This window comes from Pseudoalteromonas holothuriae, from assembly GCF_945859825.1.
GTDB classification, from domain to species: domain Bacteria; phylum Pseudomonadota; class Gammaproteobacteria; order Enterobacterales; family Alteromonadaceae; genus Pseudoalteromonas; species Pseudoalteromonas holothuriae.
Window position 1 is genome coordinate 1 of sequence record NZ_CAMAPC010000062.1, and the last position, 1,696, is coordinate 1,696.

At 43.3% G+C, this 1,696-nt stretch carries 1 protein-coding gene; it reads left to right on the plus strand.

Annotated elements, in window-relative coordinates; translation table 11 throughout:
• On the plus strand, positions 1-1,696 hold a 1,696-nt coding region (locus OCI93_RS20835; protein WP_261627248.1), incomplete at both ends, for an amino acid adenylation domain-containing protein.

A 1,696-nucleotide genomic window follows, 5' to 3' on the forward strand; every position in this document is an offset into this window, starting at 1 on the left:
CAGCTACAGCAATGTGAGACACAGAACCGTAAGATTGAAGGATTAGAGTCCACTCATCTTGCATATGTGATTTATACTTCAGGGTCAACCGGAAAGCCAAAAGGGGTGATGGTTGAACACTACTCATTAGTAAATCGCATAAATTGGATGGACTCTGAATACGGTTCGTCTACTGATGATTGTATTTTACAAAAAACACCGTTCAGTTTCGATGTATCCGTTTGGGAGTTTTTTTGGCCGTTGCTGACCGGAGCAAAGCTTTTGCTTGCTAAACCCGAGGGTCACAAAGATTCTATTTATCTATCAGATTTAATCCAGCAACATGCAGTCACTAAGCTACATTTTGTTCCTTCTATGTTGAGCAATATGTTGTCTTTCGGCGAGCTACAAAAATGTAAAACTATTAGGCAGGTATTCTGTAGTGGTGAGGCACTACTTTCTCAACAGGTAAGTGATTTCTACAAGCTGAAAATTGGTGCTGTGTTGCATAATTTATACGGTCCAACAGAGGCATCCATTGATGTGTCTTATTGGGATAGCTCTAGCAATAGCCCTGCTGACTGTATCCCCATAGGAAGGGCGATAAATAATACGCAACTTTTTGTTCTTAATAGTAATAAAGAGCTAACCCCATTTGGTGGAGTCGGAGAGTTATATATCGGCGGGGTGGGTCTTGCTCGGGGCTATTTAAATAGACCTGAGTTAACCGATGATCGTTTTGTTGTACATCCATTTGCTAGTAAACAAGATAAAGCGAAGGGTTACTCTCGGCTATATAAAACAGGTGATTTAGCCCGTTATTTACCAGATGGTAATTTAGAATACATTGGTCGAATAGATGATCAGGTAAAGATAAGAGGCTTCCGTATTGAACTTGGTGAAATAGAAGCACAACTTTCTGATTTTGAAAGTATATCAGCCTGTTTGGTATTGGTTGCCGACAGCGAAGAGCAACAGAAGCAACTAATCGCTTATTTGATTCCAAATGGTGAAATCGAGGACGAAAATGAGTGGTTGCGCACCATTAAGTCATCGCTGCAGGAGTCGTTACCAGATTACATGGTGCCTTCAGCCTTTGTGGTGATGAGGCAGTGGCCATTAACCCCCAATGGAAAAATAGACCGAAAGGCACTTGCTGGGGCTGATGTGGCCATTATGCAAAGCCAGTATGTTGCACCAAAGACGGCGTTAGAAGAGACGCTGGTTGAGATATTTGCAGAGCTACTCAACCTTGAATCAGACAAAATCAGTACTACAGCGAATTTCTTTGAGCTAGGTGGACATTCGTTATCAGCTGCTCGTTTAATGGCTATGATTAAAGCCCAATGCCAGATTGAGTTGACACTTAAGTCGGTATTTGAGTCTCCGACGATAGCGCAACTGGCTGAGTTATTAAGTAACTCGGATGTCAGCGATAATATGATTTCTATACAGCCTGTGGCCCGCCGTGAAGGGGGGGATGCGGTGTCATTTTCACAACAGCGTTTGTGGTTGATAGATCAACTACAAGGGGGCAGCAGCGAGTACAACATGCCAACGGCCCTGCGTGTTAAAGGCGCATTTGATATAGATGTAGCTAACCGAGCGATGCAGCGTATCATTGCGCGCCACGAGATTTTACGCACAGTACTTAAAGAGACTGAGCAAGGCACCGTACAGGTGGTCACAGAGCAGGTTGCATTTGCATTTACTTCTT